Source organism: Haloarcula salina, assembly GCF_049603855.1.
Taxonomy (GTDB): Archaea; Halobacteriota; Halobacteria; order Halobacteriales; family Haloarculaceae; genus Haloarcula; species Haloarcula salina_A.
Map to the genome: position 1 here is coordinate 1,894,498 of NZ_CP187146.1, position 19,607 is coordinate 1,914,104.

Genomic DNA, 19,607 nt, shown 5'->3' on the forward strand with positions numbered 1-19,607 from the left:
GGGAGCGGCGGCCGAGAGTGCACCGCTGGGTCGGCGCGGTTACTGGACGCCGGCGACGAGCCCTCTGATCTCGGTCCGGTACGCCTCCGGTTCGAGGCCGAGGTCCACGTCGACGGTCACCGTGATTCCCTCGCTCAGGGAGTTCTCGACGACCTGGTCGAAGTTCTGGGCCGGATAGGCACCGCCGGAGATGAGGACGTAGTCGCCGTGGTGCCAGACGGCGAGCAGCGCCGAGATGTCGATGTCGGCCGGCGGAATCTCGACGGACTTGTCATCTGTCACGTCGAAGCTGATGCCCTGGAAGGGGTAGGCGGCCGAGAGCCGGATGGTCTCCGCCGTCTCGCCGGTGTCGATGTCGATCGTCCCCTCGCCGGACTTCTCGATGTCGGTGAGTCCCTGGTTCCGCATCTGCTGTTCGAAGGTCTCGCGGGCGTTCGACTGCACCTGGCTCAGGAGTTCTGCCCGTCCCGCCCCGGCGGGGAGGTTGTCGAGGTTCGGACTGAAGTCGACGCGGGTCGCGAAAAACACCGACAGCGCGGTCTGGACCTGATCGAGCGTGCGGCTGGTGACGCGCTCCTGTAACTGCTCGTCGACGTACTGGACCGTGTTCGACACCGCTTCGATGGTGACCGGGCCGTAGCTTCGCTCCAGCACCGTCTCCGAGGCCTGGTTCGTGCGCGTCCAGCCGCCGTCGTCGAGTCGCTGTTCCGGGACGTTCGGCGCAGGTGTCGCGGCGGCGGCCAGGAACGAACAGCCGGCGAGTCCGGCCGTTCCGAGGCTCGCGCCGGTGAGGAGATAGTCACGACGGTTCATATCCGACCCTGGCTACTGGCACGCAAAAGCGTGCTGGCCGATTATCAGCAATTTTCCGAAAACAATTTCGTCGTGGTTTGTCCGAGTTTCACGAATTATATGCCAGTTCGAGCCATGATGGAAATATGGAGCTACTGTCCGAGACACTCGTCCCGGAGCGCGCACGCGAGGTCAAGCGAGCCGCCCGCGAGTTCGCGACGGAACACATCGAACCCGCGGCGGCCGAGTACTACGCCTCCGGCGAGTACCCGTGGGAGGTCCTCGAAGCCGGCATGGACGCCGGACTCGTCGCACAGGACATCGGCGAGGAGTGGGGCGGCCGCGGCTTCGACCTCCACCAGGTGCTGGCCATCGCCGAGGAGTTCTACAAGGCCGACGCGGGCATCGCGCTGACGCTCCAGCTCGCCAGTTTCGGGGCGGAAATCGTCGAGGACCACGGCGACGAGTGGCAGAAGGAGGAGTTTCTGCGTCCAGTCGCGGAGAACGACCAGCTCACCGGGCTCGCGGTCTCCGAACCGGAGACCGGAAGCGACCTCGCCGGGATGTCGACCACCGCAGAGAAGGACGGCGACGAGTGGGTCCTCGACGGCGAGAAGTACTGGATCGGCAACGGCGTCGAGGCGGACTGGGTCACGCTGTACGCCAAGACCGGCGACGATCCGAACAATCGCTACGGGAACTACTCGCTGTTCATCGTGCCGACCGACGCCGACGGCTACCACGCCGAGCACATCCCGGAAAAGATGGGTTTTCGGGCGTCCAAGCAGGCCCACATCGTCCTCGACGACTGTCGCATCCCGGAGGAGAACCTCATCGGCGTCGAAGGGGCTGGCTTCTACATGCTCGCGGAGTTCTTCAACCACGGCCGGATCATCGTCGGCGGGCACGGCGTCGGACTCGCCGCCGCGGCCATCGAGGAGGCCTGGGCGTTCGTCCACGACCGCGAGGCGTTCGGCAAGACCGTCGACGAGTTCCAGGCCGTCCAGCACAAACTGGCCGACATGCAACTGGACTTCCAGTCGGCCCGGACGCTGACCTGGCACGCCGCCGACCGCGTCGCCGAGCAGGACAACGCCGGCTACTGGGCGGCCCTCGCGAAGACGCAGGCGACCGAGGCCGCCATGGATTGTGCCGAGCGCGGGATGCAGCTCCACGGCGGCCGCTCGGTCCTGACGGAGAATCGCATCTCCCGTGTGTACCGCGACGTTCGCATCCCGGTCATCTACGAAGGGGCCAACGACATCCAGCGGAACCTCATCTACAACCAGGCGCCCCAGTGACGGGCCGGATCGCGGGGGCGAATGGGACACTCCCGCCCGTGGAACGTGGTGTCCTCACACACCACGCTGCAAGTGTTCCTGGTCGCCGACGTATCGGCCGTTGAAATCGCTGAGACACCACCCTGCAAGTGTTTCTCGCGGACATCGGTGGCTCATGGTGACAGTCCCAGTCCCCGAGCCCGAAGGGCGCTCCCAGTCAGACACAGAACTGACCGGTGCACCGGGCCACACCACCTTGCAAGTGTTTTCCAGTGGGTTCGTGACGACTCTGTCGGTCTCGTCACTCGTACCCGAGAGCGAGGGACACCACCGTGCAAGTGTTCCGCAGGGCTGGTATCGCCCCCGTGTCACACCCTGAACCGCCGAGTTCCGGGACCACACCACCCTGCAAGTGTTTTCAGTGATATCAGGAGAAGTCTCGTTCCGTCCCGACGTGGGCCAGCCACCAGACACCACCCTGCAAGTGTTTCCACAGGTAATCGGGCCGCTAGCATGGAATTTCTTCGAGGAACGAGTTCACGAACAGCACAAAGACACACCGGCCTGCAACTGTTCTCCGTCGCGATAGCCCCTGGTACTACCGGTGGCTGACGGACACCCACACACCACGCTGCAAGTGTTCTTCGGTCCTGCGACGGACCGTCCACAGGTGAACTGCCAGAGATTCTGTTCGTGCTCAGGTGAACTGCCAGAGATTCTGTTGCTCGTCGTCGGTCGTGTCCGGCGCTTCGAACTCGGTCGCTTCACCCTCCAGATAGTGTTCGAGGATGCCGTCGACGTTGCTCGGAACGGCGTCGCTGTAGGAGGACTGGAGCGCGGCGCTGATGATGTCGGCCGGGTCGTCGGTGACCTCGTAGATGTACTTGCGGCCACCCTTCCGACCGAGGTTCCGCTCGGCGGAGCGGACGAGCCCCTGCATCGAGAGCTGATCGAGGAACTCGTAGATCTTGCGCTCGGACTTGACCCGACGGCCGCTCGATTCCGCAATCGAGGAGTAGAGGTTGTAGATGCGCTTCGTCGACGCTTCGTGTTTCGGTTCGATAAGCGCCAGCGTCGTCGCCAGATAGGTCAGCGCCTGCTGGGAACTGAGGTCGTGCTCGAAGTAGTCGAGGAGTTCGTCGGTCTCGATCGTGTCTGTCGCGCGGCGCGTGTGAGCTTCCGTCACGCCCTCCGCACCCTCCATCCGGGCGTACTCGCCGGCCTTCTCGAGAATTCGGAGTCCCTGGCGCACGTCACCGCGCTCCTGTGCAGAGAACGCGGCCGCCAGCGGGACGACCTCGTCGCCGAGGACGCCGTCCCGGAACGCGATGTCGGCGTAGTAGCCGAGAATGTCCCGCAGTTCGTTCGCATCGTAGGGACCGAACTTGATCTCACGTTCTCCAAGTGTCGACTTCACCTTCGGTTCCAGCACGTCGACGAACTTCAGGTCGTTCGAGATACCGATGAGCCCGACCTTCGCGTCCGTGATCGGCGTGTTTTCGTTGGCCTCCGCCCGCGGAAGCTCGTAGAGGAAGTCGTTTCGGGCTTCTGCGGGGATGTTGTCGATCTCGTCCAAGATGATGAGGACGTTCCCGCCGACAGCCTCGATCTCCTCGTAGAGAAACTCGAAGACGCTGTCCGTGCTGTAGCCGCTCTCCGGAAGCTGGTCCTCGGGGTCGCGGAACTCGTTGACGAGCGTGTTGACGAGTGCGTAGGCCGACCGGTAGTTCCGGCAGTTGATCGGGCCGACGACGGTGAGCGGAATCTCCTCCGCGTCGGCCTTCTCTTCGAGTTTGTCCCGGACCCACTTCGTGACGGCGGTCTTCCCGACGCCGGTGGGGCCGTAGACGAAGACGTTGTTCGGGTCGTGGCCGACGATCACGTCCTGCAGCGCGTTGATGTAGAACTCGATCTCCTCGTCGCGGTGAAAGATCGTGTCGGGAGTGAACGTGTCCTTCTTCAGCGGCTGCTTCCGCTCGAAGATCGCGTCGGTCCCGTCGAAGGGGTTCTCGTTCACGTCGACCATCCGTAGGCAGTCTTCCGGACGATGGTATATAAAGCCCTCGACCACCGTTCAAGTGTTTCAAGTGTTCTAGACAGGGACAACCACACACCACCCTGCGAGTGTTTTCCGGAGACGAGGTTTCGACAACCCCTCAGAGAATTGCTCTATCGGAGAGCACGAGTCACGACACTTCAGTCCTGTGATTTCTCGCTACGACGGACGAAGGAGAGGTCTTTGAATATATAGTTTATTTCTTTTGGTAGAAGAATATTCAACCGCTACCGTAGAAACAGGGACCAAACGTACGATAGTGGATGAGGGCTATATCCCTGCCGAAATCGACCATCTAACATCCATCTCGCAGAGACGGGTCACAGGAGAGGCCGACGGCAGGACCAGGATTTATATATGGACCTGCGCACGGGGGCCGCGTCTCCCCACCCCCCACCACTCTGACGCGGAGAACACTTGCACGGTGGTGTGTGCGTCCGGCCCAACGAGACGGGGCGGGCGGACCGAATCACCAGTGTAGATCAGACGACGGCGCGTACACAGGACCGACGCTGCGAACGGAGCGTCCGCTCACTGTTCCAGATAGCCGTAGGTCGACTCCAGGTAGTCGATGATCCAGTCGACCGTCGACTCGTCGTAGGTCCAGAACCCGTAGAACTCCCGGGGCTCCCGTTCCTCGGCCAGCAGCGCGCACTTCTGTCGGGGGTCGCCACCGCCGTCGAAGACCACGAACCACGAGTCAGCGATCTCCTGACTCCGTTCGAGATGGAGAGTGAACGCGCTCGATTCCGGGGGTTCGGTGTCCGGGACGGCGTAAGCGTGGACCGAGACGTCCGTCTCCCCGAGTCGCTCGTACAGGTCGAGTTCGCCCTGCAATGTCGAGAGCGTCTGGAAGCCCGCGTGTAACGACCCGTAGCCGACGCGCCACGCGCGGTCTTCGATCTCGCGGGAAGCCGCGACCATCCGTTCGATGGACCACGAGGTGAACATCGTCTCGTCCAGGTGGTCCAGAATCGACCGGTAGGGACTGCTGTCGCGCGTGATGTAGCGCTCGCCGTCCGAGAGTGTCTCGGTGAACGAGTCGAGGCTCGCGGCCGCGACCACCTCCTCGCCGTCGCTGAGCGTGATGAACTCCCCTGGGCGTCCGCTCTCTGTCCGCTCTGGCAGCACCCGTACGTTTCGGTCGGCGAAGCGCTCGCGCAGGTCGTCCACGACCGACTCCCCGGCGTTGAAGACCGTCAGCGTCTTCTGGTGGTCCTCGACGCCGGCGATGAGTTCCGTTAACGACATCCTCGACTAGACATCGGTTCTCACTGTGTTAGTCGTTCCGACGACTCTCATCGAGAGTCACCCGACGCGTCGTGGATCACGGGCACTGTGAGCGACATATTGCGGCTATATTCTCCACAAAATCGCGGTATTCTCCGACATACCACGGCGAGACGTTCCGAAAATCGAAATCCGGCCCGTGAGCGCCTGAGCCGAAAGATAACGATTAATGAACGGTGATGTAGTGGAAAATCTTTAGTCACGGCCCTCCAATTGGCGAGATACGGCACCAGAGCTGGGGCCGAGGATTTCACCATGACAGACAACGAACTAATCTGGCGCATCGCTGGCGGTTCCGGTGACGGGATCGACTCGACGAGCCAGAACTTCGCGAAAGCCTTGATGCGGTCGGGGCTTCACGTGTTCACACATCGCCACTACCCGTCGCGCATCCGTGGCGGCCACACGTACGTGGAGGTACGCGCGAAAGACGAGCCGGTACAGTCACGCGGTGACGGCTACAACTTCCTGCTCGCGCTGGGCGACTCCTTCGCCCGGAACCCGCAGGAAGAGGCCTATTACGGGAAGGAAGAGCTGAAGCCGCTGTACGAGAACTTCGACGACCTCCGCGAGGGCGGTGTCCTCCTCTACGACGAGGGGCTCCTCGACGAGGAGGACGTCGAGGAGATCGAACTCGAAGAGGCCGCCGAGGAGAACGGCTGGCACGTCGTTCCGATGGATCTTCGGGGCATCGCCAAGGAACACGGTCGCGAGATCATGCGGAACACCGCCGGTATCGGCGCGACCGCCGCCATCCTCGACATCGACACTGCGGAGTTCGAACAGCTCATCGAGCAGAACATGAGCGGCGACATGCAGGAAGCGAACCTCAACGTCCTGCACGACGCCTACGAGGCCGCGGCCGAACTCGACATCGACCACGATATCGAGGTGCCCGACAACTCCCACGACGAGGAGCAGGTCATCCTCTCGGGTTCGAACGCCATCTCCTACGGCGCACTCGACGAGGGCTGTCGGTTCATCTCGGGCTACCCGATGACGCCGTGGACCGACGTGTTCACGATCATGTCTCAGCACCTGCCGGAGTTCGGTGGGATCTCCGAGCAGGTCGAGGACGAGATCGCGGCCGCCGCGCTCGCGCTCGGCGCGTCTCACGCCGGCGTGAAGGCCATGTCCGGGTCGTCCGGCGGTGGCTTCGCGCTGATGTCCGAGCCGCTCGGACTCGCCGAGATGACCGAAACGCCGATCGTGCTGGTCGAAGCGATGCGTGCCGGTCCCTCGACCGGGATGCCGACCAAGCCCGAGCAGGCCGACCTCGAACACGTCCTGTACACCTCACAGGGCGACTCCGCTCGCGTCGTCTTCGCGCCCGCGAACATCCGCGAGTGCTACACGCAGACGCGCTCCGCGTTCCGCATCGCCTACGAGTACCAGATTCCGGCCATCGTCGTCTACGACCAGAAGATCCAGGGCGAACTCCGGAACCTCCCGGCCAGTCACTTCGACGAGGAGCCGAACGCCGACCCCGGATCCGTCCTCACCGAAGAGGAGATCCAGGAGGCCGCACACCACCCCTCCGGGAAGTTCCAGCGCTTCCTCCACGAGCCTGAAGACGGCTCGAACGTCAGCCCGCGCTCCGTGCCGGGCCAGAAGGACGGGCGCTACCTCGCGACCGGCAACGAGCACAACCCCTCGGGCCACATCAGCGAGGACCCCGACAACCGGATCGCGCAGATGAACCGCCGGCTGAACAAGCTCGACGACATCCGCGCCGACCTAGACGAGAACGCGGCCCACCAGACCTACTACGGTCCGGAGGACGCAGACCACGGACTCCTCGTCTGGGGGAGCCAGCAGGACACGGTCTTCGAGGCAGTCGACCGGCTCAACGAGAACGGTCACTCCGTGAAAGCGCTGGGCGTCTCCGATATGATGCCCTACCCGGTCGAGGAAGTCAGCGAGTGGCTCGAATCCGTCGACGAAGCGCTCGTCGTCGAGATGAACGCCACCGCCCAGTTCCGCGGGCTGACCCAGAAGGAACTCGGCAGGTACGGCGAGAAGCTCTCGAGCCTGCTCAAGTACAACGGCAACCCCTTCGAGCCCGCCGAGATCGTCGACGGGTTCGAGTCCAGTATCGACGGCGAGGAACTCGCCGCGAGTAACATGAAGTTCGTACCCGCGGCAGGTGACTAACCCATGAGTGCATTCAGTGCAATCGGCGAAGAGCGAGAGATCGACCGCGACGAGTTCACGCCCGGCATCGAGCCGCAGGCGACCTGGTGTCCCGGCTGTGGCGACTTCGGCGTCCTGAAGGCGCTGAAACAGGCCATGCCGGAAGTCGGCCGCAACCCCGACGAGATCGCCCTGTTCACGGGCATCGGCTGTTCCGGGAAGCTCAACAGCTACTTCAACAGCTACGGCTTCCACACCATCCACGGCCGCTCGCTGCCCGTCGCCCGGGCCGCGAAGCTCGCGAACCCCGAACTCGAAGTCATCGCCGCCGGCGGTGACGGTGACGGCTACGGGATCGGTGGGAACCACCTCATCCACACGGCCCGTGAGAACCACGACATGACGTACATCGTGTTCAACAACGAGATCTTCGGGCTGACCAAGGGCCAGACCTCGCCGACCTCGCCGAAGGGCCACAAGTCCAAGACCCAGCCCCACGGCTCGGCGAAGTCGCCGATCCGCCCGCTGAGCCAGTCGCTCAACGCCGGTGCGACCTACATCGCTCGCACCGCCGCCGTGAACCCGAACCAGGCCAAGGAGATCATCGCCGAGGCCATCGAACACGACGGCTTCGCGCACATCGACTTCCTGACCCAGTGTCCGACCTGGAACAAGGACGCGAAGCACTACGTCCCGTACACGGACGTCCAGCAGTCCGACGATTACGACTTCGACCTCTCGGACCGCGCGGAAGCCGCCGAGATGATGCGCCAGACCGAGGAAAAGCTCTACGAGGGCGAAGTACTCACCGGGCGGATGTACGTCGAAGACGCGCGCCCCTCCTACGGACAGGAGAAGCGCCAGATCGGCGAGATGCCCGAAGAACCGCTCGCGGAGCGGTACTTCGACGAGGACGCGGAGTGGGAGCGGACCTACGACAACCTCCTCGAGCATCACAAATAAGGGTCCCGTCGGCTCGGTCGACGGCTTCCCGAAACCGGCTTTCCGGTTCGGAAGATATTTTTTCATGCACCGAAAAGATAGCTCCATGAGTTCCGAGTCTACGGAGCGTCGAATTCTTTCGGTCCTCGAAGAGGACGCACAGGCTTCGTACGCGGAGATCGCAGAGCGTGCAGAGGTGTCGAAGCCCACGGTGCGCAAGTACATCCAGAAGCTCGAAGAGGAGGGCGTCATCGTCGGCTACTCCGCCGACATCGACCCGAAGAAACTGGCGGGACAGTCTATCGCGCTCGTCGGCATCGACGTGGCGAGCGAGCGCTACGTCGAGGCGACGCGCCAGCTCAAGGACATCCCGGCGGTCGAGGAACTGTACACCTCGAGCGGCGACCACATGCTGATGGCCGAGGTCCGCGCGCTCGACGGGGACTCCCTGGCCGAGGTCATCGAAGACAAGATCCTCTCGCTCGACGGGGTAACGGCGGCCCATCCGTCTTTCCTCCAGGAACGGCTGAAATAACGGGATTTTAGGCGCTCCAGAGCCGACTGCGAGTATGCTTTCTCGGCTGGTGCTCGGACTCGGGCCGACGGCGCGAACGCTCCTCGATCAGGTTAGCGACGACGCCGGCGATCTCGTGGTCGTCACCGACGACGAGCACCGGGCCGAGACGCTCCGCGCGTCAGGGATCGACGTCCACGAGGCCGACCCGACCGATCGGAGCGTCCTCTCTGCGCTCGAATTCGAACCCGAGAGCGTCGTCGTCGCCGACGAGGACCCGGCACGGAACACCGCGGCGGCGACCCTCGCGGCCGACCTGTTCCCCGACACGTTCCGACTCGTCTATGCCGGGACCGGCGCGACGGCGGACCAGCGCGAACGTCAGGAGGCCGTGGCCGACCGCGTTGTCGACCCCGACGCGGTCGTGACCGAGCGGCTCCAGCAGATTGTCGGCGACGAGGGGACGCGCGCACGAAAGCTCCAGCAAGTCCTCCGGGACGTCGACGACCACCTTGCGGTGGTAACGCACGACAACCCCGACCCTGACGCCATCGCGAGCGCCGTCGCGCTCGGTGAACTCGCCGAGCGGGCCGGCTGCGAGGTGACGATCTGTTACTACGGCGAGATCTCCCACCAGGAGAACCGCGCGTTCGTGAACGTCCTGGAGTTCGACCTCACGAACCTCGACCCTGCGGACCAGGATGCGCTGGAGCCGTTCGACGGCTTCGCGCTGGTCGATCACTCCCGACCCGGCGTCAACGATCAGCTCCCGGAGGAGACCCCGATCGACATCGTGATCGACCATCACCCCCCGCGCGTGCCCGTCGAGGCGCGTTTCGTCGACCTCCGAAGCGGCGTCGGGGCGACGAGCACGCTACTCGTGGACTACCTCCGTCGGTTCGGCGTCGACATCTCCGGGCCCATCGCCACGGGCCTGCTGTTCGGCATTCAGGTCGACACGAAGGAGTTCCGGCGCGAGGTCGTCGCGAAGGACTTCGAGGCAGCCGCCCACCTCGTCACCGACGCGGACATGGAGGCGCTCCAGCGCATCGAGAACCCGAGCGTGAGCGCCGAGACGCTCTCGGTCATCGGGCGGGCGATAACGAACCGACAGCGGGAGGGGTCGGTACTGTCGAGCGGTGTCGGCGTGATCGGCGACCGCGACGCACTCGCGCAGGCGGCGGACCGGCTCCTCAACCTCGAAGGGGTGCAGGCGACGATGGTGTACGGCGTCATCGACGGCGTGATCTACGTCTCGGCGCGCGCCCGAGGGGCCGACATCGACCTCGGTGAGGCGCTGCGGGACGCCTTCGGCCAGATCGGCTCCGCCGGGGGCCACGCCGACATGGCCGGCGCGCAGATCGAACTGGGACTGCTGGAGACGGTCGACGACCGCGAGGAGTCCCTCGAAGCGGTCGTCGAGTCCATCGTCTCGGACCGCTTTCTCGACGCCGTCCAGTCGCGGTCGAATCGACTCCTCGGGCGGATGTACGGTCGCGCGGGCTACGACGGCGAAGCCTTCGCGGAGGCGACGGGACTCGGTCGAACCATCGACGGGGACCGCGACGGATCCGAGAGTGCGACGGACGACCCCGATGCGACCTCGGACGACGACGGAACCGACGCCACGGTCGACAGCACGGCGGAAGAGGCGGCCGACGACTCCGATGCGACCGAGGAACTGGCCGACGCCGAGCCGGACCGCGACGCCGGGTAGGCGAGCCTTTTTTGCCGTCGGTCGAGAACCCATCGGCGATGGACGAATCGAGTCGACCGACGGTCGGTGATTACATGAGCCGCGAGGTTGCCACCGTCGAACTCGACGATACCGTCGGCGAGGTGGCCCGACGTATTGCCGATAACGACCACTTCAGCGGCTTCCCGGTGACCGACGGCCGGCGCGTCGAAGGGTTCGTCAGCGCCCGCGACCTGTTGCTCGCGGAGGACCACGAGCCGATGTTCCGCGTGATGACCGAGGACATCCTCGTGGCCCACCCCGACATGGCCGTCCAGGACGCCGCGCGGGTCATCCTGCGCTCGGGCATCCAGAAGCTCCCGGTGGTCGACGACGCCGGCCACCTCGTCGGCATCATCTCGAACGCCGACGTGATCCGCTCGCACATCGAGCGGGCGACGCCCGGCAAGGTCGACAAGCTCAGCCGGACGCTGGAGAACATCCACGGCATCACCACGCACGAGGGCAGGCGCGAGGTGAAGCTATCTGACCTCACACCGACGCAGACGACGGTGTACGCCGACGAACTCGAAGGACGGGTGTACGAACTCGAACGCGGGCTGGCCGAACCGCTGGTCGTCATCGACAACGGCGGGGACCTCCTGCTGGCGGACGGCCACCACCGGGTGAAGGCCGCCGCGCGCCTCGGCATCGAGGAGATGGACGCCTACGTCATCGTCCTCGACGAGACGGTCGAACTGGGGATGGCCGAGACGGCCGCAAACTCCGACCTCGAATCCATCGCGGACATCGAAGTCGTCGATTACGCCCACCACCCCCTCGTCCAGACGACCGAACGTCTCCAGGAGTAGCGCCGCCGCGAGTGCCCACGTGAGTCAGTGATCGACGGCGTTCCGCTCGACCGCCCGAACCTTCTTGCTAAATCGTGACATACTCGCACACATGTACGACGAGGCGGACCTCCAGCGGATCCGCGAGCAGCGCGAGGAGTGGGAAGCAGAGACCCTCGATCCGGTACTGGACGCCTACGGCGAGCGCGACGACCGCTACGCGACGGTGTCGAACCACGAGGTCGATCGGCTGTACACGCCGCTGGACGTGGCGGACCTCGACTACGACGAGGACATCGGCTTCCCCGGCGAGGAACCGTACACCCGCGGTGTGTACCCGACGATGTACCGCGGTCGGCAGTGGACGATGCGGCAGTTCGCCGGTTTCGGGACCGCCGACGAGACCAACGAGCGCTTTCACTACCTCATCGACGAGGGCCAGACCGGCCTCTCGACGGCCTTCGACATGCCGACGCTGATGGGCATCGACTCGGACGACGCGATGGCCGACGGCGAGGTCGGCAAGGAGGGCGTCGCCGTCGACACGCTGGCGGACATGGAGCGGCTGTTCGACGGCATCCGCCTCGACGAGGTGTCGACCTCGTTCACCATCAACCCCAGCGCGCCGGTCGTCTACGCCATGTACATCGCGCTCGCCGACCAGCAGGGCGTTCCGCGCGAGGAGGTGCGCGGGACCCTGCAAAACGACATGTTCAAGGAGTTCATCGCACAGAAGGAGTGGGTAATCCCACCGGAGCCGTCGCTGAAGCTGGTCACCGACGTAGTCGAGTTCGCCTGTCGTGAGACGCCGAAGTTCAAGCCCGTCTCGGTCTCCGGCTATCACATCCGCGAGGCCGGCTCGACCGCGATCCAGGAGCTCGCGTTCACGCTCGCCGACGGGTTCGCCTACGTCGAGGACTGCCTGGACCGTGGCCTCGACGTCGACGAGTTCGCGCCACAGCTGTCCTTTTTCTTCAACTCGCACAACTCAATCTTCGAGGAAATCGCGAAGTTCCGGGCGGCGCGGCGCATCTACGCCCGTATCATGGACGAGTGGTACGGCGCGGAGGCCGACGCCAGCAAGCAACTGAAGTTCCACACCCAGACCGCCGGGCAGTCGCTCACCGCCCAGCAGCCGCTCAACAACGTCGTCCGCGTGACGATTCAGGCGCTCGCGGGCGTCCTCGGCGGCACCCAGAGCCTCCACACCAACAGCTTCGACGAGGCGCTCGCGCTCCCATCCGAGGACGCCGTCCGCGTCGCCCTGCGCACCCAGCAGATCATCGCGGAGGAGTCCGGGGCCGCCGACATCGTCGACCCGCTCGGCGGGAGCTTCGCCGTCGAGGCGCTGACCGACGAGGTCGAGGAGAAGGCGATGGCCTACATCGAGCACGTGCGCGAGGAACTCGGCGACGGGTCCGTCCGCGACGGCGTACTCGCCGGCATCGAGGGCGGGTACTTCCAGCGCGAGATCCAGGACGCCGCCTACGAGTACCAGGAGCGCGTCGAGACGGACGAGGAGGTCGTCGTCGGCGTCAACAAGTACACCGTCGAGGAGGACACCGAGCCGGAGATTCTGACCGTCGACGAGGACGTCCAGGAGCGCCAGCGCGACCGGCTGGCCTCGGTGAAGGCTGACCGCGACGACGCGGCCGTCGAGGCGGCGCTCTCCGACCTCCGCGACGCCGTCGAAGCCGACGACAACGTCATGCCGGCCATCGTCGACGCTGTCAAGGCGTACGCGACGATGGGCGAGATCATGGCCGTCTTCGAGACAAAATACGGGACGTACCAGGAGACGGCGAGCGTGGCCTAGTTCGCGGCCGCGTCGTCGAACCGCGCGGAGACGTACATCACGAGCGCGAGGAGCGCGCCGAGGCCGACGCCGACAGTGACGAGCCCGTAGATCGCGACGCCGAACGGCGTCGGCGGCAGTGCGACCACGCCAAAGAGCTTCGGCTGGAGGTTTTCGGGGCGAATGCTCCCGAGCACGAATCCCATCACGCCCGCCAGCGCGACGATACTGACGTACAGCCGGACGACGATCTGCTGTCCGGAGCGGCCCGCCACTCGCTGGGTCATACTGGACGGAAGGGTCCGAGACGATTAGCCTTTTTCACTTCGACCCCGTAGTCTGCGTATGTCCCAGAAGGAACTGCTGTTTCTCGTTCTCTCGGGTATCGCGCTCATGATGTTCGTCACCGCCATCGTCCTCGTCTCGGGCGCGAGCTAGGTCGGGACAGCCGGTTCCGCTCAAGCCGGTCACAGCACTGCTATCGGTTAGGTCCGAACGAGAGAAACCGCGGTCGAAAAATGGCCGCCCGCTTACGAGTCCGTCTGGTCTTCCTGGCCGCCGTCGGCGAGCAGCGACGGGTCGCGCTCGTGTTCGTCGGCTTCGAGCTGCTCGTCGAACCACTGGAACTCGCGGTCGAGCATCCCGTCGCGCTCGAGGTTCCACGGGTCGCCGTCCTCGACCTTCGGGCCTTCGAGCCAGGACTGGACGAGGTTCCAGACGAAGATGAGCTGGCCGACCAGCAGGATGACCGCGCCGACCGTCGCCAGCTGATGGAACGTCGTTACCTGGGCCAGCGGCGCGATGGCGCCGTCGAACTGGTAGGTGGCGTACCGGCGCGGCATCCCGAGATAGCCGAGCGCCAGCATCGCGAAGAAGGTGAGGTTGGTCCCGACCATCGAGAGCCAGAAGTGCGCCTTCCCGAGGGTCCGCTGGTACATCCGGCCGGTGAAGACCGGGAACCAGTAGTAGATGCCGGCGAAGGTCGCAAAGCCGATGGCACCCATCACGATGTAGTGGAAGTGACCCACGACGTAGTAGGTGTCGTGGAGGATGAGGTCGACCGGGACGGCGGCGAGGAACACGCCCGTGACGCCGCCGATGATGAAGTTCGAGACGAAGCCGATACAGAACAGCATCGGCGTCGTCAGGCGGAGCCGACCGTTCCACATCGTCGTGATCCAGTTGAACGTCTTGACGGCGCTCGGGATGGCGATGGCGAGCGAGACGGCCATGAACGAGGCACGCAGTCGCGGGTCCATGCCCGTCGAGAACATGTGGTGGGCCCAGACGCCGAAGGAGAGGACGCCGATGGCCAGCGTGGAGTAGACGACGAACTTGAAGCCGAACAGCTTCCGACCGGAGAACTTCGGCAGGATGAGGCTGACGAGCCCCATCGGCGGCAGGACGAGGATGTACACCTCGGGGTGGCCGAAGAACCAGAACAGGTGCTGCCACAGCAGCGGACCGCCGCCCTCGACGGCGAAGAAGGTCGTCTGGAGGTTCCGGTCCATCAGCAGCATGACGAGCGCGCTCCCCAGCAGCGGGAACGCGAAGAGGATGAGCGCGGACTGGGTGAGGATGGTCCACGAGAAGATGTCGAGGTTCGCCCAGCTCACGTCACTGTCGCGCTCGGTGAAGATGGTCGCGATGAAGTTGATCGCCCCCATGGTCGCCCCGACCCCGGAGAGGTGGAGTCCGAGCAGCATCAGGTCGACGCCGGGGTTCGTCTGCTCGACCGAGAGCGGCGTGTACATCGTCCAGGCGGTCCGGGCCGGCTCGATCATGTTGTCGGTCACCGGCGCGAGGAAGAACCCACCCCAGATGAGAAGCGCGGCGGGCGGGAGCACCCAGAACGCGATGGCGTTGATGCGCGGGAACGCCATGTCGTCGGCCCCGATGAGCAGGGGAATGAAGTAGTTCGCGAACGCCGCGATGATGGGCGTCCCGAACAGGAACAGCATCGTGATGCCGTGGCTCGTCAGGATGGAGTTGTAGGCGTTGTTGCCCAGGATCGCCCCGCCGGGCGTGACGAGCTGGACGCGGATGAGAAACGCCATGATGCCGCCGACCGCGAAGGCGATGATGGCGTACAGCCCGTACAGCATCCCGATGTCCTTGTGGTCGACGGTTGTCAGCCAGCGAATGATACCAGCGGGTTTCTCTCGATGAACCACGGTCTCACCCGTGGCGGTCCCGCCCCCGGCGAGGGGCGTATAGGACCGCCAGTTCTCGATGCGCGTGAGAAGCGCGGCGATGCCGACGAGGAGGACGGCCATGAGCCCCGTCAGCACAATATCTCCTGCTACCATGGACGAGTCTCAGGACTGGGCCATAATGAAAGGGTCGATTCACGCGTCACGTGCGCCCGCCGTGGCCCGCCGGGACCGGCACACAGCACTGGCGTGTGGACGCCGCCGTCGCCACTTTCCGGGGTGTCGCTGGAGTGGAATTCGCCGAACCGTAGAAAGGCTCTCGTGGGTCCTCTGGCGACCGGGTATCGGTCACTTCTGGGTCGCTTCGCCGTCCTCGAGACCGGTGACTTCGCCTGGCGGTTCCTCGACGGCCGTCGCCTCGTCGACGCTCTCCTGTCGTGCCTCGGCGTTCTCGATGGCGCGGCCCGCGTAGTACGTCAGGACGGCGAGCAGCAGGAACATCGAGACCATCAGCGCGAACTGCATCCCGGAGAAGACGGGGTCCGTTCCGAAGGCCGGGAACACGGCGAACGCGGCGATGAAGAAGAGGATGATACCCAGCGGAATGACGTTCACAGTGAGGTCGAGCAGGGTGTCTTTTTCGAACCCAAACAGTGCCATGGCTGGGCCTTTGTAGAGGCCGGTAAATAGGCTGTTGGTTTCGCTCAGGCCGCGGTCTGTTCGAGGAGCGACGCGACGCTCCCCATCGCGGCCATCACGAGGCCGGCGACGGCGACGGCGACGAGGCGGGTCAACAGCGGCCCTTCACCGACGTTCGACAGCGCGATGTCGGCCAGCGGAATCTGCCAGAGTGCCAGCGCTGCGGCGAGCACCGTCAGCACCGTGCCGACACCGAGCAGCGTCGGCCACGGGCGCTCGGCGTAGCCAGACTCGGTCAGAATCCCGGCGACGCTCCCGCCGAACAGTATCAGCCCGAAGACGGCGACCGGAAAGAGCCCGATGAACACGCCGATTTCGGACAGCGTCAGCCCGAGAGCGACGAACAGCGGCCACGGGCTCGCGGTCGGATACTGGTCGCTCAGTCCCGGCTCCTCTGCCTCTGCCATACTGTCACTTGCGACCGCCCGGTGATATGTCCATCGGACCGCCGGCACGCCGGTGGCTCTGACCTGGTCCCGACAGAGCCGACTCACGGCGGTCTTCGGGAGCTACTTACGAACGCCAGGCCCAGCAGCCATGTATGCCGCCCTTCGTCGACCCCGCGTCCGGGGACCTCAACGTCGCACAGATCCTCTCGGAAGCCCGACCGCTCGCGAAGCTCATCGGCGCGTTCGCCGCCGTCGCCCTCGTCCCGTACGCCCTCGTGTACACAGCCTTCGGGAGTTCCCCGCTGGGTGCCGTGCTGGCGTTGCTCGGTCAGTTCGTCCTCGCTGTCGGGACCGGAATCGTCCTCATGTACGTGGTGGCCCGCGGCCGCTACCTGTCCGACTCCTGACTGCCGTCCCGATCCGTTTCGGGCCCGATAGCGCGCCTCGCCGACCGAATCGGGGTCCGTAACGTGTTCCGACCCGGGCACAAACTATTTGTCTACCATCCGGCTTGAGTGAGGTAATGAGTACACGCACGGTCGAGCGGATCGACGGCTGGGAGTCGGTCCCGTTCGAGGGCGGGTACGCGGGCCTGCAGGCCCTCGCCGGGGAGGAATTCTCCGGCGCGGTGACCGCCGGCCCCACCCGTCTGTTCATGTTGAACGGGACGGTCGTCGGCGTCCTCGACGGCGACATCGAGGACTTCGAGGCCGCCGAGGGGACCGCCAGGCGCGCGCCCCACGAGGCCCTGGCCCTCCTCGCAGTGATGCAGGAGCGCGCCGACGAGGTCAAGGCGAAGTACTACACCGAGGACACGCCGCTCTCGGAGGTCGACCGGACGCTGAGCGACGGCAGCTTCACCGGGTTCATCGAGCTCTCCGAGAACGTCCTCTCCGGGGACTACTACACTGTCTATCACCAGGGTCGCTCGATGAGCGTCGCGTGGGTCGGCAACGCGGAGAACCTGCTCACCGGGGACGAGGCCTTCGAGACGGCCGACGACGAAGTCGGCATCTACGAGGTCATGCCGGTCGACATCGACCCGGTCGAGATCCCCGACCCCGTCGACGACGATCCAGCCGACGCAGCGGCCGCCGGGCACGACAGCGACGAGAGCGGTGCGGCCGATGACGCCGATGACGCCGCTGCAGCGGCCGCTCCGGGAGACGACGAGCCAGCCGACATCACCGACGACGCGACCGACCCCGACGAGTCGCCGAGTGACGCCCAGTCGGCAGCGACAGAGCCGACCGATGGGACGGCGGACGACGAGCCAGCGAGCCGAGAGCCCTCCGAGCGCGGATCGGGAGGTGCGGCCGGAGGACCCCCGGGGACGAAGGGGACGAGTCCGAGCGCCGCGCGCCAGCGCACCGCGGACGACCGGGCGGACGCGGCGGCGTCGACCGACCGGACCGCCGACGCGACCGGAGCGTCCCCGGCTACGGACGACTCGGAGGACGATGTGACCGAAGGCGCCGGCTCCTCGTCACGGGTCGGTCCCGACCCAGAATCGGACAACGAGCAGCCGGACGCCGGACAGCCGTCGAGCGCGCGCGAGCAGTCCGACGTGCGACCGTCCCGTGACTCGGCCCCGGACGCAAAGGACACGCATGATCGCGTGCAGGAGAGCGAGTCAGACCGTACCGCCGCTGGCGCAGACGCGGAGCGCGGTGGTCGAACGCCGAAGCAGCACCGCGAACCGCGGCAGCCCCCAGAGCGAGCCGACTCGGCGGCGGCCGCGCCGGAGCCGTCGAGCGCCGATCTGGAGACCCGCTCGATCCCGTCGCTCGACCCCGGCAAGTCGGCAAGCGCGCGCGAGCAGTCGGGAGGTGGGACACAGATCCCGCCGGCGGCGGGGACGACCGCGACACCGCGGCGAGACCAGTCCGCCGGAGAGGCGAACGCGAGCGCGTCCCAGTCGTCGGCCGCAGGACCGTCCCAGGACCGGCCCCCGCAACGCGAGACGCCGACTGCTGCCGAGGGGCGCGCCTCCGAACCGGCGGCCGTCGAACGGGACCCACAGCCGACGGAAGCGGCCGAACAGGAGTCAGAGCCCCAGCCGACACCCGACCGTAGCGAACCATCCACCGGTGCCGACGAGCGCGTGGCGGAACTGGAGACGGAACTCGAAGCGCGTGCCGAGGCAGTGTCGGAACTCGAATCGGACCTCGCGGACCTCGAAGCGACGAACGAGGAACTGCGGGCCGAACGGGATCGACTGGAGTCGGAACTGGCCGACGCACGGGCTGAAATCGAGCGACTCGAAGACCGCCTCGCCGAGCAGGCCGGCGACGGAGCCCAGGAGGGGCCGCGACTGAGCGTCGCCGAGGCGATCAACGGGACGAACCTCTTCGTCAGGTACCACTCCAAAGGGAAGGCGACGCTGGAGAAGGCCCGCGACGGGGAGGCGACCCGCGAGCAGGTCGAGGAGAACCTTCGACTGGAACACCACACGCAGTTCGAGGCTGAGGGCGCGACGGTCGACGGCACGCCGTTCGAGGAGTTCCTCTCGGAGAGCATCCAGTACCGCTTCGTCAACTGGCTCGTCCGAAACCTCCTCTACGAGATCGCGAGCACCGGCCACGCCGGTTCGATGAAGGATCTCTACGAGGGACTGCCAGAGATCGACCGCGCGGAACTGAACGGCCAGGTCTCGGTGACCTACACGGAAGACGGCCAGGAGACCCGGTCGCAGGAGCGCTTCGACGTGGTCGTCCGCGACCGGATGGGGAACCCGCTGGTGGTCGCGAACATCAACAACTCCCGCGATCCGGCGACCGACAGCCAGATGACCGACCTGGTCACCAACGCCGAGCGGGTCGGGAACGCCTCCGATTCGCTGGCCGCGGCGTTCCTCGTCACCAGTAGTTTCTTCGAACCCGGGGCGCTCGAAACCGCCACGGAAGCCACGTCGAGCGGTCTGTTCAGTCGTGATAAGCGAAAGAGCTTCGTGAACCTCTCGCGCAAGGAGGGATTTCACCTCTGTCTGCTAGAAGCGAGAAACCAGGAGTTCCACCTGGCGGTCCCGGAGCTCTGAA

General features: G+C 65.5%; 16 protein-coding genes. 9 read left to right on the plus strand and 7 right to left on the minus strand.

Features of this window, described 5'->3' with window-relative positions; genetic code table 11:
* Positions 1-39: 39 nt before the first annotated feature.
* Complete coding sequence (locus ACOZ4I_RS09675; RefSeq protein WP_423998941.1) at positions 40-813, minus strand: hypothetical protein; 774 nt, start codon at positions 811-813, stop codon at positions 40-42.
* Between the two features lie 125 nt (positions 814-938).
* Between ACOZ4I_RS09675 and ACOZ4I_RS09680 the strand changes: the two genes are divergently transcribed.
* Positions 939-2,093, plus strand: coding sequence for an acyl-CoA dehydrogenase family protein (locus ACOZ4I_RS09680; protein WP_423998943.1), 1,155 nt, complete (start codon positions 939-941; stop codon positions 2,091-2,093).
* A gap of 676 nt (positions 2,094-2,769) precedes the next feature.
* Here ACOZ4I_RS09680 and ACOZ4I_RS09685 read toward each other — a convergent pair.
* Both ACOZ4I_RS09685 and ACOZ4I_RS09690 read right to left on the minus strand, forming a co-directional pair.
* The gene (locus tag ACOZ4I_RS09685) at positions 2,770-4,098 is read right to left on the minus strand and encodes a Cdc6/Cdc18 family protein (RefSeq protein WP_423998945.1); all 1,329 of its coding nucleotides are present in this window, start codon (positions 4,096-4,098) and stop codon (positions 2,770-2,772) included.
* A 561-nt stretch (positions 4,099-4,659) separates the two neighbouring features.
* On the minus strand, positions 4,660-5,379 hold the full coding sequence (locus ACOZ4I_RS09690; protein WP_423998947.1) for a DICT sensory domain-containing protein: 720 nt from the start codon (positions 5,377-5,379) through the stop codon (positions 4,660-4,662).
* A 294-nt stretch (positions 5,380-5,673) separates the two neighbouring features.
* On the opposite strand from ACOZ4I_RS09690, the gene ACOZ4I_RS09695 reads away from it, so the two are divergent.
* From ACOZ4I_RS09695 to ACOZ4I_RS09720, 6 genes are all read left to right on the plus strand, one after another.
* A complete protein-coding gene (locus ACOZ4I_RS09695) occupies positions 5,674-7,572 on the plus strand; it encodes a 2-oxoacid:acceptor oxidoreductase subunit alpha (protein WP_423998949.1) in 1,899 nt (632 codons plus the stop codon).
* Between the two features lie 3 nt (positions 7,573-7,575).
* On the plus strand, positions 7,576-8,514 hold the full coding sequence (locus tag ACOZ4I_RS09700; RefSeq protein ID WP_423998951.1) for a thiamine pyrophosphate-dependent enzyme: 939 nt from the start codon (positions 7,576-7,578) through the stop codon (positions 8,512-8,514).
* Positions 8,515-8,599: 85 nt separating this feature from the next.
* Positions 8,600-9,028 carry an HTH-type transcriptional regulator LrpA1 gene (lrpA1, locus tag ACOZ4I_RS09705; RefSeq protein ID WP_423998953.1) on the plus strand — a complete coding sequence of 143 codons (429 nt, stop codon included), beginning with the start codon at positions 8,600-8,602 and terminating at the stop codon, positions 9,026-9,028.
* Positions 9,029-9,062: 34 nt separating this feature from the next.
* Positions 9,063-10,724 carry a DHH family phosphoesterase gene (locus ACOZ4I_RS09710; RefSeq protein WP_423998955.1) on the plus strand — a complete coding sequence of 554 codons (1,662 nt, stop codon included), beginning with the start codon at positions 9,063-9,065 and terminating at the stop codon, positions 10,722-10,724.
* Positions 10,725-10,762: 38 nt separating this feature from the next.
* On the plus strand, positions 10,763-11,554 hold the full coding sequence (locus ACOZ4I_RS09715; protein WP_423998957.1) for a CBS domain-containing ParB/RepB/Spo0J family partition protein: 792 nt from the start codon (positions 10,763-10,765) through the stop codon (positions 11,552-11,554).
* Positions 11,555-11,645: 91 nt separating this feature from the next.
* Positions 11,646-13,349, plus strand: a complete 1,704-nt coding sequence (locus ACOZ4I_RS09720) for a methylmalonyl-CoA mutase family protein (protein ID WP_423998959.1) — start codon at positions 11,646-11,648, stop codon at positions 13,347-13,349.
* Here the strand turns inward: ACOZ4I_RS09720 and ACOZ4I_RS09725 are convergent.
* From ACOZ4I_RS09725 to ACOZ4I_RS09740, 4 genes are all read right to left on the minus strand, one after another.
* Positions 13,346-13,615, minus strand: coding sequence for a DUF7520 family protein (locus ACOZ4I_RS09725; protein ID WP_423998961.1), 270 nt, complete (start codon positions 13,613-13,615; stop codon positions 13,346-13,348). The two genes, ACOZ4I_RS09720 and ACOZ4I_RS09725, sit on opposite strands and share 4 nt — an antisense overlap.
* 243 nt (positions 13,616-13,858) lie before the next feature.
* Positions 13,859-15,637: a cytochrome c oxidase subunit I gene (gene ctaD, locus ACOZ4I_RS09730; RefSeq protein ID WP_423998963.1), complete on the minus strand. Its 1,779-nt coding sequence runs from the start codon at positions 15,635-15,637 to the stop codon at positions 13,859-13,861.
* Positions 15,638-15,829: 192 nt separating this feature from the next.
* The gene (locus tag ACOZ4I_RS09735) at positions 15,830-16,141 is read right to left on the minus strand and encodes a DUF6684 family protein (RefSeq protein ID WP_423998965.1); all 312 of its coding nucleotides are present in this window, start codon (positions 16,139-16,141) and stop codon (positions 15,830-15,832) included.
* Between the two features lie 44 nt (positions 16,142-16,185).
* Positions 16,186-16,587 carry a DUF7541 family protein gene (locus ACOZ4I_RS09740; RefSeq protein WP_423998967.1) on the minus strand — a complete coding sequence of 134 codons (402 nt, stop codon included), beginning with the start codon at positions 16,585-16,587 and terminating at the stop codon, positions 16,186-16,188.
* Between the two features lie 134 nt (positions 16,588-16,721).
* Here ACOZ4I_RS09740 and ACOZ4I_RS09745 point away from each other — a divergent pair, with 134 nt between their 5' ends.
* Both ACOZ4I_RS09745 and ACOZ4I_RS09750 read left to right on the plus strand, forming a co-directional pair.
* Positions 16,722-16,976, plus strand: coding sequence for a hypothetical protein (locus ACOZ4I_RS09745; protein ID WP_423998969.1), 255 nt, complete (start codon positions 16,722-16,724; stop codon positions 16,974-16,976).
* 116 nt (positions 16,977-17,092) lie between these two features.
* On the plus strand, positions 17,093-19,606 hold the full coding sequence (locus tag ACOZ4I_RS09750) for a DUF7527 domain-containing protein (RefSeq protein WP_423998971.1): 2,514 nt from the start codon (positions 17,093-17,095) through the stop codon (positions 19,604-19,606).
* Position 19,607 lies beyond the last annotated feature (1 nt).

Excerpts from the sequence above, each read along its gene's own strand:
- ACOZ4I_RS09675 (WP_423998941.1), bottom strand. The coding sequence starts at position 813 with ATGAACCGTCGTGACTATCTCCTCACCGGCGCGAGCCTCGGAACGGCC.
- ACOZ4I_RS09680 (WP_423998943.1), top strand. The coding sequence starts at position 939 with ATGGAGCTACTGTCCGAGACACTCGTCCCGGAGCGCGCACGCGAGGTC.
- ACOZ4I_RS09685 (WP_423998945.1), bottom strand. The coding sequence starts at position 4,098 with ATGGTCGACGTGAACGAGAACCCCTTCGACGGGACCGACGCGATCTTC.
- ACOZ4I_RS09690 (WP_423998947.1), bottom strand. The coding sequence starts at position 5,379 with ATGTCGTTAACGGAACTCATCGCCGGCGTCGAGGACCACCAGAAGACG.
- ACOZ4I_RS09695 (WP_423998949.1), top strand. The coding sequence starts at position 5,674 with ATGACAGACAACGAACTAATCTGGCGCATCGCTGGCGGTTCCGGTGAC.
- ACOZ4I_RS09700 (WP_423998951.1), top strand. The coding sequence starts at position 7,576 with ATGAGTGCATTCAGTGCAATCGGCGAAGAGCGAGAGATCGACCGCGAC.
- lrpA1 (WP_423998953.1), top strand. The coding sequence starts at position 8,600 with ATGAGTTCCGAGTCTACGGAGCGTCGAATTCTTTCGGTCCTCGAAGAG.
- ACOZ4I_RS09710 (WP_423998955.1), top strand. The coding sequence starts at position 9,063 with ATGCTTTCTCGGCTGGTGCTCGGACTCGGGCCGACGGCGCGAACGCTC.
- ACOZ4I_RS09715 (WP_423998957.1), top strand. The coding sequence starts at position 10,763 with ATGGACGAATCGAGTCGACCGACGGTCGGTGATTACATGAGCCGCGAG.
- ACOZ4I_RS09720 (WP_423998959.1), top strand. The coding sequence starts at position 11,646 with ATGTACGACGAGGCGGACCTCCAGCGGATCCGCGAGCAGCGCGAGGAG.
- ACOZ4I_RS09725 (WP_423998961.1), bottom strand. The coding sequence starts at position 13,615 with ATGACCCAGCGAGTGGCGGGCCGCTCCGGACAGCAGATCGTCGTCCGG.
- ctaD (WP_423998963.1), bottom strand. The coding sequence starts at position 15,637 with ATGGTAGCAGGAGATATTGTGCTGACGGGGCTCATGGCCGTCCTCCTC.
- ACOZ4I_RS09735 (WP_423998965.1), bottom strand. The coding sequence starts at position 16,141 with ATGGCACTGTTTGGGTTCGAAAAAGACACCCTGCTCGACCTCACTGTG.
- ACOZ4I_RS09740 (WP_423998967.1), bottom strand. The coding sequence starts at position 16,587 with ATGGCAGAGGCAGAGGAGCCGGGACTGAGCGACCAGTATCCGACCGCG.
- ACOZ4I_RS09745 (WP_423998969.1), top strand. The coding sequence starts at position 16,722 with ATGCCGCCCTTCGTCGACCCCGCGTCCGGGGACCTCAACGTCGCACAG.
- ACOZ4I_RS09750 (WP_423998971.1), top strand. The coding sequence starts at position 17,093 with ATGAGTACACGCACGGTCGAGCGGATCGACGGCTGGGAGTCGGTCCCG.